This window comes from Mesorhizobium sp. B2-4-17, from assembly GCF_006441275.1.
In the GTDB taxonomy this organism is placed as follows: Bacteria; Pseudomonadota; Alphaproteobacteria; order Rhizobiales; family Rhizobiaceae; genus Mesorhizobium.
This window is the reverse complement of sequence record NZ_VFUX01000019.1, coordinates 64,691-76,562: the sequence shown is the minus strand read 5'-3', so window position 1 is coordinate 76,562 and position 11,872 is coordinate 64,691. Positions and strand designations below refer to the sequence as shown.

Genomic DNA, 11,872 nt, shown 5'->3' with positions numbered 1-11,872 from the left:
GCGAGAGTTCGATATCCCATATTGTGTGAGAACCGCTGTGGGCGGCTGAAATGATTCTGGGAGTATCCTAATCCGCGGCTTGCGCCGCAGGGCTTCGTTGGAAGCCTGAGCCGACGGCCATTCTAGGCCTGTCTTTCCGGTTGGTGAAAGCCAATTTGGAGTGGCACGTTTGTCTTGCACAACCGACCGGCTGGCAGAAGAAGATATCCCATCCTATGAAGGGCGGACGGCTATGTCCGCCCTTTTTCATCTGACTCTATCATTGGCGAAAATATTGGCATGAGAGCCTGTGACGGCCACCTCATTGTCAATATTCATGAAAACCTCGTTCTCCAGATTCCGGTCTTTGCGCCATTGCACGTCGTGCTGAAAACCCTCGCGCAGCGGTGTGCCGAAGCGATAGCAGCCTTCGAGGAGCTGCCGAAAATCCGCGAGCCCCGTGAGCTCTCCTGAATTGATGACCCGCGCGGGTCCGTGTTGTCCACGACGTGACGTGGCGAACACCAGCCCGCGCCTGTCGACACAGAACTCCTTGCGCACTTCGCCTGTCTTTCGAAAGAACGTCGGCAGATCTGTCCCGGTGAACGTGTCGATGGTGATATCGGCAACGTCCAAGTCGAGCAGCGCCCCTTCAGCATGGGCACCGCGCAGCCGGGGGAAAAGGCTCGTTGAGTCCGGCATCCGGAAGTTCCTCGCCGGCAGCAGCAATGGATCGTCGCTGGATTGCCGCTCCATCCTCAGGCGGAAATCCAACAGCCTACCGCGCTCGAAGTCGTTGAGCGTTGCTCGCACCAATTCTCCAACGGCATCTGGATCGCTGCGCCAATGTTTGCCTTTGGGCCAGTGCCAGTCGGCGACATCAAGCGGCACCGCAAACGTGGACAATCCAAAGGTATCCAAGAGGACCTCAAAGCCACCATCCCTGACAAACAAAAGGACAAGCTGGCCAGGACGCGGCGGAACTAGCCCGCCGTTCTCCTCCGCAAATGAAGACACTTTCCGCACGAGATTCAATATCGCTCCTCTGTCCGAATAGGTCGGCTTTGGCTCGCGCGGGAAAGGCTCACAGATGACCTTCCATCTCGGAAAGGCTCGGGAAATCGCTGCGGCAACCGCTCCGTTGTTCGGGGCGGGAAGTCCGGCGATTATCGCCAATGGCTGGGGTGTGGCCGCACCAATCGGCCGCCTTCCTCTCGACATAGTCAACTGTGGCGAAGAAGCAGTGCTACGATGTCGGCCGGCAAGTTCATCCTGTCGACGATGTCAGCGGGCTGAGCGGCAAGGAGCCGTTCTAAAGCGTTGGCCGACCGCTTTTTAGAGGCGAGCAATCCGGCATCGAATTCGGCCGCATCTGCCCAGTCCAGATAAGCCCGCCATAGATCCGCTTTTTCCGCAACCGAGGCAGTCTCCAGTTTCAGCCCTGGCTTGCGATACTTGGCATCTATCAAGGTGTAAACCGACGGAACCGCCTCGTCTGGCTGGAGCAGAGTGTAGTGCATGGGGGCTGCAGTCCGGACTGCTACGCGCTCTCCAGGCTTGGTGCGTACGCAGAAAGCGATCTTAATAGGAGCAGGAAGTCGGTCAAACGACGAACTGCCCGCAGATCCCGCTTCTGCCAGCTGCTTCTCCACTGCCTCTCTGACCAATGGCGTGACTACGGTCACTCGGCCCGGCTGGCCACGGCCGACCAGTTGCACTCGGTCCCCGCCGGCGGCATCGACAGCGTCGGACAGCCTTCCATAAGCGTTAAGCAGCGGCTGGCGCAACGAACCAAGAAGCTGGCCCAGCTTGGCAAGGGGCAGCGGCTCCTCGGTGGAACTGTAGTGGCGCTCCACCAATTCAACCATATTATGAAGAAGTTCGTCAGACATGGGCTTTTGATAAGGACAGTGACAAGGGAAAACAAGACGAATTGACCAAGGACAACCGGGTTATATTCGACACGGGTCAGCGGCCTGAGCTGCCGACGCATGCACTGGACCCTCGTCGGGGATCAATTCGGCGCATCGGGCGCGAACGATTTGATTCTTGTCAAGCTGAAGTATGGACCAAGCGGTTCTTCTAGTTGAAAGCTCCTGCTGCCGTTTGATGGGTAGAGCCGCCGACTGAAAGACAAATGCTGATAGGCTAAGTACTAATCCGAACCACAAGCTGAGGATTGAACGTTCCGTTCTCATCGTCATATCCCCGCGGATTGCACACGATCCGGGTGCTTCCGACGCGATAATCACAACTGTCATGGGTATGCCCATGAACCCACAGGGTTGGCTGGCGCTGCTCGATGATGGAGGACAGATCCGATGCGTAGGCCGCGTTGAGCAGGTCGCCTGCGAACCGAGCCGGAATGGAACCCCGATGTGGCAAGTGGTGTGTGACAACTACGGTGGTAATGGGATCGGATTTCAGGGCGCTTTCGACAAAGCGCCTTGAATCCTGGTGCGTCCGGTAAGCGGTCTGAGGAAGGAAACGTTTCCACGGATTTCGCTGCTCCGCAATCTGGCGATGGTCATTCATGCGTTCGCGCGCGTAATGCATAGCTAATTCCGGAGAGCCTTCGATACGGTAGTCTGTCCAAAGAGTGGACCCGATGAAGCGGACACCTTGGATGATGACCGAGTCGTTCTCGAGAAAATGAATATTTGCGAACTGGGCCGCCGCGGCTCGCCCGTCCTCAAGTCCCTCCTTGATTGAGCCCCGATAGTGCTCATGGTTTCCAGCGACGTATACGCAGGGCATATCTTGCGGGATGTGCTTGGCGAGCCAATGGACACCGTTCGCTGGAGCTCGGCAAAGATCGCCGGCCACCACGAAGACGTCGGCCTCGGGAATCTTGAGCGGCTGGCGAAGGTCGGTGTATTCGAGGTGCAAGTCGGACAGCAGCCAGATCCTCATGAGATCGAATCCTTGGTTGATGACGCACGCTTGCGGATTTGAGGTAATCCTGACGGAGTAGGCGGTTTCAAGCTTTCGCTCCGCCACGCCTAGGCGAAGCGCTCTCCGGCTTCCTGCCCGGCATCGCCGGAACGGACCTCACGTTCTACGCTCTCCCGTTCCCGTCTTCGCTGGCGTTCGGTCGGCCAAACTGGTTTCGATTTGTTCCCGCACGGTCCCGCGCGAGGCACTCAGCTTGTCTTCGGGTTCCCTCGCGGGATCGTCGCCGTCGCCCGGTCGGTTCGCGGCACCGACGAGTTCGGCGATTTCGGCGGCGGAAAGGTAGCCTGACGCTGTCAGCCTGTCGGCGACCTCGTCGAGCGCCGCCCGGTTCTTTCCCAGCAATTCTGTCGCATCCGACATGGCGCGATCGAGACGCTTGCGAACGCTGCCCAGCAGGCCCGGTATGACTGTCAGCGTGTCGTGTGCTCCTTCCGGCAGGAAGACGGGGCCAAGTTCCCCGAACCCCAGTCGGAGTTCCATGTCCTTCCCGAGGTCTGTCGCCCGCGATAAATCGGATCCTGGAACTCCGCCCGCGCCACCCGAAGGGCTTCCGATCACCAGTTCCTCCGCGGCGCGGCCGGCCAACAGCATTATCATCACCTCATGGCAGCGTTCGGGGGAAATGCTGCCGTCAACCCTGACGATCTCGGTGACTCCGTCACGGTCGCCGATCGTTACTCCGGCAACTTTCATTCCGCCGAGCACCGTGGCGATGACGGCGTGGCCCGCTTCGTGGACGGCAAGGCGGCGGCGGTCTTCCTCGGACGGCGGCTCTCTCTTCGAGCGGACCTCGGCGAGGAGGTCGTCAAGCCTTAGCGGGCGGCGAGCGCGCCGCGCAGCGCCGCGTGCCCGCCTGACATAGGCCTCGACATCGGCTCCGGTCGCACCGCGAGCGGCAAGCGCCGCAGGCATCAGATCGGCATCGGGCAACTGATCGCCAAGGTGAAAACGGAATATCCTGGCAAGGATCCTTGCGTCGGGCTTTTCGATGGCGATCTCACGATCAAGCCGTCCTGCTCGCCTGACCGCCGGATCGATCGAGTCGGGATGGTTCGTTGCACCGATGACGACCACACCTGGCCGCTCGTCGATCCCTTGCAACAGCTCGAGGAAAAGATTGACGATCTGGCTCCAATACTCGACGTAGTCGCCACGCAGTTGCGCCCGGTCGGATATGCCATCGAGCTCATCGATAAAGAGGATCGATGGCGACAGCTTTCGCGCGCGGGCAAAGACATCCTTGATGGCCTGCAGCGTGCCCGACAGATAGCTCGCCGAATTCCAATCGGCGACGCTGGTTGCGACCAGCGGCACCCGGGCCGACTTGGCGAGCGCCCGGGCATAGCTGGTCTTGCCGACACCGGGAGGGCCTGACAGCAGAAGCCCCCGGTTGTCGACCTCGTCCCAGCTGATGCGGCCTGCCTTGTAGTCGGCGAAGTCGGCGGCCAGTTCGAGCCCCCAATCCTTGGCTTCGCCGTAGCCGTCTAGTTCTTCCAATGCCGGACCATCGGAATGGAATTCGCCCTTGCGTGCAATGAGCTCCTCGAGTCTGGAGATGCACTCTTCTGGGCTGCGGTCAGGTCTCAGCGCCAGAACCAGATCGGCGATATCGAGCAGGCGGACGGTGGTCAGGTCGACAGAGCGCGTCGGACGCTTGCCTGTGACTGCCTCAACAACAAGTGACAAGGCGCTCTCATCGATTTCCGGCAGGATCAGATGGTATTCGGCCGAGCGGATCAGGTCGCGCGGCAGCTGACGGCGCGGCTCAGGCGCAATGCCGATGATGGTCGAGCGCGCGTGAAGGGCACTCGCGATCGCTTCGTTGCCGGTGTCCGGCTTGTGGCCCTTTTCCGTCCCGTCGCGGGCAATGATAAGCGCCTCGTCCCTTCCGACCCGGAATTGGCGGTCGCTGGTCGAGACGATGCGATCCGAGGGAAGAGCGCAAGCAGTGATGACCCTCTGGACCGCGTCGACCCGGTCCGGCGTATGGGTGGCGATGCTGATGACCGGCGTGCCACGCCGCAGGATTCGTGTCAGGCCGGACTCCGTTTCGATTGCGCGCGCGGTCAGCACCGCCACGGCCGCCAAGTCGGGCCTGATGGAGACTCGTCCTTCGGCGGGGGTGTCCATCAGGTCATCGAGAAGCATCTCGACGGGATCGGACGGGTCGCCGGAACCCGCACGCAACATCGACTTGGAATGCACGCCGTCCTCGCGGGCCAGGATGTCGAGGTACGCTCGCGCGAGGAGGTCGTTCTTGATGGCGTTCGCGTGCCTGCCGGGCGGTTGCGTCTTCATGGGAGTGCCTCCGTGTCGAACACGAGATCCCAGACGAAGCCATTGCGAAGCTCGGAGGGAATGCTCCGGTAGCCCATCGGATTGCATACGATGCGGGTCCGGCCGATCTGGATATCGCTGGGATGATGCGTGTGCCCGCATATCCAGAGGGAAGGCGCCGCATCGGAACTGAGGATGTGATCGAACGCTCCCCTGCCGCAGGCGAAGAGATAGTTGGTTTCCCTATCCCGATAGACGACGGGCGTGCAGTCCGGATGCGGAAGGTGGTGCGTGACGACCACCGTCTTGCCGTCAAACGGGATCGCCAGCTGGCGTTCGATGAATCCGCGCGTCAGCCGATGGAAGTCAATCATATCGCTGGGCATCAGCCGCCTGCCTTCGCCGAGCCTTATTCTGGAGAAGTCGGCGAGCTGCGAAGGCGCAGACTGCATCCGCCAGACAAAATGCTCGTCGTCCTTCAGGTCCATCATGAAGTCGGTCCACAAAGTACCTCCGACAAATCGCACGCCGCCGAGTTCCAAGATGTCGTCGTCCAGGACGTAAAGCCGGTTCCGCCAGGATTGCGATGCCTCGGCCGCCTCCTTCATCAGAAGATGGTCGGAAGGTTTCGTTCGCGGCGGCCATACTGCACGATTGCTGTAGAACTCGTGATTGCCAGGCACGAAGATCATCGGCAGTCCGTACCGCTCGATAAGGCAACGAGTGTAATCGCCTAGTTCGTCGGCAACACAGAGGTCGCCCGCACAGACGATGACATCGGCCTCAGGTGCCCTATCCACAAAGGTAGGATTCTGCATCTCGAGATGGAGGTCAGACCAAATCCAGAGTTTCATGTCCGTCCCCAGTCATCTCTGCCGCCCGAACGCCCCTCCCTCTCGAGCTGCGCCGGGCAGTGCAAAGGCTTGAATCCTTGTCTGCCGGATTCCCGCTCGCCACGCGTGCCGCTCGCTGCGGGGCGAGCAAAGGCAACGGAGAGATGGGAGACCGAGCTCCCCTCCTGGGACGGGCATGTCATCTCAGTTGTCCTTCGACATGTCGCGGAAAGGATTCCCGAGGCGGTACCAACGCGATGTCGATCGGGCGAGGCGCAGCTCTTCGGAGAAAAGCCAGATATCAGAGGTCACGATCGGTCGCTCGCAGCCGGGCAGAAGCGGGTGCCCGGTCGAGAAGCCGACTAGGCAAGGCACGGGGCGGACAGCCTGTCGCCAGTCCTCCAGAAGCGGAGCGTCTGACAACGTCTTCTCGCTAAACAGGCGGCGGCAGTCGAACGGCGAGGCCACCAGCCAGAGGTCGACGACAAGCTTCTCTAGCCTTTCGATTTCTCGTCTGATGCCGTCGTAGTCCACATCGCCATTCTTGTTTCCAAAATAGTACACGGTTGGCTCTCCTATCCTGCTTCCCAACGCCGTCAGACCTGCAAGTCCTAGGGAACGAAGGATTCGATCCGCGTCCAGTCGATTCGCAGCTCCATCGCTCAATGTCACTTTTTGTGCATGATTCGTTATGATAGGTCCACAACAATGTCGCTCCACGCGACAATTGTTGACAAAATAAATCGCGGGCCCGTTTTCTGGTCCATGGATTCAATTTCTGACACTCTGCGGGCGCTGCGTGCAGCGCGGGCGCTCGTGAACCTCAGCCAGGAGCAAGTGGCCGAGCGCGCAGGCGTGAGCCGCAGGACGGTCGTTCGTATTGAGTCAGGCGGAAAAGGAATCGCACTCGATGCAGTTGAAAAACTTCGGCTCGCCTTCGAGAAGGAAGGCGTCGAGTTTCTTCCTTCAACTCCGGAGCGCGGCCCAGGCGTCGCGTTGCGCAGGGAAAAGCTGTTGTAGCTATGGACAGCCCATCGCTCGGTTCACCAAGACGCCGAGGTTGTGATCGACACTGAAGGCAGGCAAAATCGCTGACGCTCATCGTCCATTGTACGCTATCGAGCACCTCGGCTCCGCCACCATCACCTTCGCTGTGATCGCCCGCCCCGATCCCTCGAGGGATGCCCGATGTCCAGGCACGGCCAATCCTCTTTCAGCCGTTGCAGGTCCGATTGATCTCTCCACGATGGACGCTCAAGGCGGTTCCAGAACTTGGTTGCGGTGGCCACCCATCTTGCCAGGCACCACCGACCCTGTGGAACGGTAACGCCGCGACCAGTTCACCGCCGAGGAAACCGTTGCGAAAAAGCGAGATGCTGCCACACGGCAGCCCTCGCCGGCGCCCTCAACGTCAAGTTCCCGAAGATCATTCTATAGGGCTCGCGCCTTCAGACGCTGGCCTCCGCCCAACCAGCGTCTTGAACTGCAAACCAGCAGCTGTGAGAACCCTACGCCGCACAGAATGTGCGCGACAAGATCGCTCCACAGATCAGTGGAACTTACACCATTCCGAGCGCGGCCTTATACAGATCGAGGATCGCTTCCTCTTCCTGGCGCTCGGCCTGATCCTTCTTGCGGAGCCGGACGAGCTGCCTAACGGCCGCCACGTCAAAACCAGTCCCCTTCGCTTCCGCGTACACGTCCTTGATGTCGTCTGCGATGGTCTTCTTTTCTTCCTCGAGACGCTCGATGCGTTCAATGATGGCGCGCAGCTGCCCGGCGGCTACGGTCTGGCTGGTCTCGGTAACTTCGTCTGCCATTGGATATCCTTCCTGGATCGTCGGCGTGTCGTCTAGATCGACAAGATGTCGTCCACTTAAGTGATTGAATTCGTTTCTAGGCGACAAGCTTTAGGGGGGACTGGAAGCCGGTGCCCTTGGCCTCGGCGAACACTTCCTTGATATCATCGGAGATCGTCTTCTTTTCTTCCTCGAGCCGCTCGATGCGCTCGATGAAGGCACGCAGCTGGCCGGCGGCAACAGTCTGGCTGGTCTCGGTAATATCGTCGGCCATGTTTTTCTCCAAAAATCGATTCCGCGCCGCGACTCGGGAAACGTGCCGCGGCGAATTTCAGCGGTTCGATGCCCGACCGGGGCCGGCGGGTCAAGCTGTTATCGAGCGAGCCGTGAGGCTGCCGCCAGAAGCCGACAGCCATCCACACCAAGAATGCCTGGCTAATTGAAAGCTATGAGCAGATCCTTCGCATCGATCTGATCACCGGCCTTCACCAGAACCTCGGCGACCGTGCCGTCGCGTTCGGCATGCAGCGCCGTCTCCATCTTCATCGCCTCGATGGAGAGCAGCACATCGCCGGCCTTCACCGCCTGACCGGCGGCAACCGAAAGTGCGGAGACCACCCCCGGCATCGGCGCACCGACATGCGCCTCGTTGCCGGGCTCTGCCTTGCGGCGCGCCTTGGCCGCGGAAGCGCCATGCGCACGGTCGGGCACCTTCACACGCCGCGGTTGGCCGTTGAGTTCGAAGAACACGGTGACCATCCCCTTCTCGTCGACATCGCCGATGGCCAGGCAGCGCACCACCAGCGTCTTGCCCTTCTCGATGTCGACGAAGATCTCGTCTTCCGGCTTCATGCCGTAAAAGTAGGTCGGCGTCGGCAGAACGCTGACCGGACCATAGGTTTCCTGCGCGGCGACGAAGTCGGAAAACACCTTCGGATATATCAGCCACGAAGCGAATTCGTGTTCCGAGAGCTTGCGCTCCAGCTTGTCCTCGATCTCCTTGCGGCTGGCCTTGAGATTGGCCGGCTTCAACAGCGAACCGGGACGCACGGTGATCGGCTTGTCGCCCTTCAGCGCCTTCTTCTGCAAGGCTGGCGGCCAGCCTCCCGGGGACTGGCCAAGATCGCCACGCAGCATCGAGACAACCGAGTCCGGGAAGGCGATGTCCCTGGCCGGGTTCTCGACATCGGCGACGGTCAGGTCCTGGCTGACCATCATCAGCGCCATGTCGCCGACCACCTTGGACGACGGCGTCACCTTGACGATGTCACCGAACATCAGATTGACGTCGTGATAGGCCTGCGCCACCTCGTGCCAGCGTGTCTCCAGCCCGAGCGAGCGCGCCTGCTCCTTGAGATTGGTGAATTGCCCGCCCGGCATTTCATGCAAATAGACTTCCGAAGCCGGCCCTTTCAGGTCGCTTTCGAAGGCGGCATACTGGTTGCGCACCGCTTCCCAGTAGAACGAGATTTTGCGGATCCATTGCGGGTCGAGGCCCGGGTCGCGCTCGGTGCCCTTCAACGCCTCGACGATCGACCCCAGGCAAGGCTGCGACGTATTGCCGGAGAAGGCATCCATCGCCGCATCTATTGCGTCGACGCCGCTCTCCACCGCTGCCAGCACGGTTGCCGCCGACAGGCCTGACGTGTCGTGGGTATGGAAATGGATCGGCAGGTCGGTCGCCTCGCGCAGCGCCTTGAACAGCACGCGGGCGGCCGCCGGCTTCAATAGGCCGGCCATGTCTTTGACCGCAATGATATGAGCGCCGGCGGCCTGCAATTCGCTGGCCAGACCGACATAATATTTCAGGTCGTATTTGGCGCGCGCGGGATCGAGAATGTCACCGGTGTAGCACATCGCTGCTTCGATCAGCTTGCCCTCGGCGCCGACAGCGTCCATGGCGACCCGCATGTTTTCGACCCAGTTCAGGCAGTCGAAGACGCGGAACAGGTCGATGCCGCCGGCAGCTGCCTGCTTGACGAAATGCTGCACGACATTGTCGGGATAATTGGTGTAGCCGACGCCGTTGGCGCCGCGCAGCAACATCTGCAGCAACAGATTGGGGGCTGCCTCGCGCACTCGCGACAACCGCTCCCACGGGTCCTCGGTAAGGAAGCGCATGGCGACATCGAAGGTCGCGCCGCCCCAGCATTCGAGCGACAGAAGCCGCGGCAGGGCGCGCGCATAGGTGCCGGCGATGCCGGCAATGTCATGCGTGCGCACGCGGGTCGCGAGCAGCGACTGGTGGCCGTCGCGCATCGTCGTGTCGGTGACCAGCACTTCCTTCTGCTCGCGCATCCAGACTGCGAATTTCTCCGGGCCGAGCACATCGAGCTTCTGCTTGCTGCCGCCGGGCACGTTGCCGTTGAGATAGGGCACGACGGGTGCGGCCGCATCGGCCTTCGGCATCGGCCGGCCGCGTGTCTCGGGATGGCCATTGACGCTGACGTCGGCCAGATAATTGAGCAGCTTGGTTGCGCGGTCCTGGCGCTTGACCTGCTGGAACAGCTCCGGCGTCGTGTCGATGAACTTCGTCGTATAGGAATTATCGGCGAAGCTCGGGTGGTTGATGATGGCTTCGAGGAAGGTGAGATTGGTGGCGACGCCGCGGATACGGAACTCGCGCAGCGCGCGGTTCATTCGCGCGATGGTCTCGGCCGGCGTCGGCGCCCATGCCGTCACCTTCTCCAGCAGCGGATCGTAGAACCGGGTGATGACCGCGCCGGAATAGGCGGTGCCGCCATCCAGCCGGATGCCGAAGCCGGTGGCGCCGCGATAGGCGGTAATGCGGCCGTAGTCCGGAATGAAATTGTGCTCGGGATCCTCGGTGGTGATGCGGCACTGCAAGGCATGGCCGTTCAGCCTTATATCCCTCTGTGCCGGGACACCCGATTCAGGCGTGCCGATGGCGAAACCGTCAAGAATGTGGATTTGGGCTTTGACGATGTCGATGCCGGTCACCTGCTCGGTGACGGTATGCTCGACCTGGATACGCGGATTGACCTCGATGAAATAGAACCTTCCGGTATCGGCGTCCTGCAGGAACTCGACCGTGCCGGCGCCGATATAGCTGGTCTCGCGCGCGATCTTCAGCGCATGTCCGCAGAGCTCCTCCCGCTGCGACATTTCAAGGTATGGCGCCGGCGCCCGCTCGACCACTTTCTGGTTGCGGCGCTGGATCGAGCAGTCGCGCTCGAACAGGTGCACGACGTTGCCATGGGTGTCGCCAAGCACCTGCACCTCGACGTGGCGCGCGCGCTCGATCAGCTTTTCAAGATAGACCTCGTCCTTGCCGAAGGCGGCCTTCGCCTCGCGCTTGCCCTCCGTGACCTCGCGGGCAAGATCGGCCTCGGAGCGGATAGCGCGCATGCCGCGTCCGCCGCCGCCCCACGAGGCCTTCAGCATCACGGGATAGCCAATCTCCTTGGCCAGTTTCTTGACCGCCTCCATGTCGTCCGGCAACGGATCGGTGGCAGGGATCACCGGTACGCCGACCTCGATGGCGAGGTTACGCGCCGCGACCTTGTTGCCGAGGCGGCGCATCGTGTCCGGCTTCGGGCCGATGAAGGTGATGCCCGCTTGCGCGCAGGCTTCGGCGAATTCGGGGCTTTCGGACAGAAGCCCGTAGCCCGGATGGATGGCATCGGCGCCCGAAAGCCTGGCGACGCGGATCACTTCCTCGATCGACAGGTAACTTTCGATCGGCCCCATGTCCTTGTTCAGATGTGGGCCGCGTCCGACCTGATAGCTTTCGTCGGCCTTGAAGCGGTGCAACGAATATTTGTCTTCCTCGGCCCAGATCGCCACGGTTTTGAGGCCCAGTTCGTTGGCCGCGCGAAAGACGCGGATGGCGATTTCTGACCGGTTGGCGACGAGGATCTTCGTGATTGCCAAGGACTGGGCTCCAGTAGCGGAAGGGAAGAGAAATCGGCGCAATGATTAGCGTGAAAATGCTGCAGTGCAAACAAAATCGACGCTCATTTAAACCGATTTAAATGGATTATCCGGCCAACACTCGCACGCATTCGT

General features: G+C 61.0%; 9 protein-coding genes and 2 pseudogenes. 1 reads left to right on the top strand and 10 read right to left on the bottom strand.

What is annotated here, in order from left to right:
* Window positions 1-246 precede the first annotated feature (246 nt).
* The 6 genes from FJ548_RS16610 to FJ548_RS16585 all read right to left on the bottom strand — a co-directional run bounded on the left by FJ548_RS16610 (window position 247) and on the right by FJ548_RS16585 (window position 6,578).
* On the bottom strand, window positions 247-1,014 hold the full coding sequence (locus FJ548_RS16610; protein ID WP_140778425.1) for a hypothetical protein: 768 nt from the start codon (window positions 1,012-1,014) through the stop codon (window positions 247-249).
* Between the two features lie 188 nt (window positions 1,015-1,202).
* Window positions 1,203-1,871, bottom strand: coding sequence for a hypothetical protein (locus FJ548_RS16605; protein ID WP_140778424.1), 669 nt, complete (start codon window positions 1,869-1,871; stop codon window positions 1,203-1,205).
* A 256-nt stretch (window positions 1,872-2,127) separates the two neighbouring features.
* Window positions 2,128-2,892: a metallophosphoesterase gene (locus FJ548_RS16600; RefSeq protein WP_140778423.1), complete on the bottom strand. Its 765-nt coding sequence runs from the start codon at window positions 2,890-2,892 to the stop codon at window positions 2,128-2,130.
* A gap of 138 nt (window positions 2,893-3,030) precedes the next feature.
* Window positions 3,031-5,232, bottom strand: a complete 2,202-nt coding sequence (locus FJ548_RS16595; protein ID WP_140778422.1) for an AAA family ATPase — start codon at window positions 5,230-5,232, stop codon at window positions 3,031-3,033.
* Window positions 5,229-6,065 (bottom strand): metallophosphoesterase, encoded by an 837-nt coding sequence (locus FJ548_RS16590; RefSeq protein ID WP_140778421.1) that lies wholly within the window; start codon window positions 6,063-6,065, stop codon window positions 5,229-5,231. The genes FJ548_RS16595 and FJ548_RS16590 overlap by 4 nt, the downstream gene beginning before the upstream one ends.
* 183 nt (window positions 6,066-6,248) lie before the next feature.
* Window positions 6,249-6,578 (bottom strand): DUF6634 family protein, encoded by a 330-nt coding sequence (locus FJ548_RS16585; protein WP_140778420.1) that lies wholly within the window; start codon window positions 6,576-6,578, stop codon window positions 6,249-6,251.
* Between the two features lie 174 nt (window positions 6,579-6,752).
* Between FJ548_RS16585 and FJ548_RS16580 the strand changes: the two genes are divergently transcribed.
* The gene (locus FJ548_RS16580) at window positions 6,753-7,064 is read left to right on the top strand and encodes a helix-turn-helix transcriptional regulator (protein WP_246678686.1); all 312 of its coding nucleotides are present in this window, start codon (window positions 6,753-6,755) and stop codon (window positions 7,062-7,064) included.
* A 237-nt stretch (window positions 7,065-7,301) separates the two neighbouring features.
* Here FJ548_RS16580 and FJ548_RS30475 read toward each other — a convergent pair.
* The 4 genes and pseudogenes from FJ548_RS30475 to pyc form a co-directional block, all read right to left on the bottom strand.
* Window positions 7,302-7,496: pseudogene (locus FJ548_RS30475) on the bottom strand (IS630 family transposase); the annotation flags it as partial.
* Between the two features lie 107 nt (window positions 7,497-7,603).
* Entirely contained in the window at window positions 7,604-7,864 is a 261-nt protein-coding gene (locus FJ548_RS16575; protein WP_140697465.1) for a DUF2312 domain-containing protein, read from the bottom strand.
* Between the two features lie 97 nt (window positions 7,865-7,961).
* A pseudogene (locus tag FJ548_RS16570) lies at window positions 7,962-8,117 on the bottom strand (GapR family DNA-binding domain-containing protein); the annotation flags it as partial.
* A 161-nt stretch (window positions 8,118-8,278) separates the two neighbouring features.
* Complete coding sequence (pyc, locus tag FJ548_RS16565) at window positions 8,279-11,737, bottom strand: pyruvate carboxylase (protein ID WP_140778419.1); 3,459 nt, start codon at window positions 11,735-11,737, stop codon at window positions 8,279-8,281.
* Window positions 11,738-11,872 lie beyond the last annotated feature (135 nt).

Excerpts from the sequence above, each read along its gene's own strand:
- FJ548_RS16605 (WP_140778424.1), bottom strand. The coding sequence starts at position 1,871 with ATGTCTGACGAACTTCTTCATAATATGGTTGAATTGGTGGAGCGCCAC.
- FJ548_RS16600 (WP_140778423.1), bottom strand. The coding sequence starts at position 2,892 with ATGAGGATCTGGCTGCTGTCCGACTTGCACCTCGAATACACCGACCTT.
- FJ548_RS16595 (WP_140778422.1), bottom strand. The coding sequence starts at position 5,232 with ATGAAGACGCAACCGCCCGGCAGGCACGCGAACGCCATCAAGAACGAC.
- FJ548_RS16590 (WP_140778421.1), bottom strand. The coding sequence starts at position 6,065 with ATGAAACTCTGGATTTGGTCTGACCTCCATCTCGAGATGCAGAATCCT.
- FJ548_RS16580 (WP_246678686.1), top strand. The coding sequence starts at position 6,753 with ATGTCGCTCCACGCGACAATTGTTGACAAAATAAATCGCGGGCCCGTT.
- FJ548_RS16575 (WP_140697465.1), bottom strand. The coding sequence starts at position 7,864 with ATGGCAGACGAAGTTACCGAGACCAGCCAGACCGTAGCCGCCGGGCAG.